Origin of the sequence: Rhodovarius crocodyli, assembly GCF_004005855.1 — a bacterium.
Classification (GTDB): Bacteria; Pseudomonadota; Alphaproteobacteria; order Acetobacterales; family Acetobacteraceae; genus Rhodovarius; species Rhodovarius crocodyli.
Window position 1 is genome coordinate 1 of sequence record NZ_SACL01000044.1, and the last position, 255, is coordinate 255.

The 255-nt window shown below is 71.4% G+C and carries 1 protein-coding gene; it reads right to left on the reverse strand.

The features are described from left to right. The coding region (locus EOD42_RS25695) for a sugar phosphate nucleotidyltransferase (protein WP_276318173.1) at window positions 1-255 on the reverse strand (255 nt) is incomplete at both ends.

Genomic DNA, 255 nt, shown 5'->3' on the forward strand with positions numbered 1-255 from the left:
GACAGCACACGGCCCGTCGCGTCGAACTCCGCCACGCCGTACCGCTCGGGGTCCGCCACCCGATAGCCGAACACCGTCGACACGCCCGTCTGCGCGCGCTCCGCCGCATCACGCAGCTTCTGCGACAGCCCGCCGCCGTAGATGATGTTGTCGCCCAGCGCCAGCGCGCAGGCCTCGCCCCCGATGAACTCCTCGCCGATCAGGAAGGCCTGCGCCAGACCGTCCGGCGAGGGCTGCTCGGCATAGCTCAGCGTG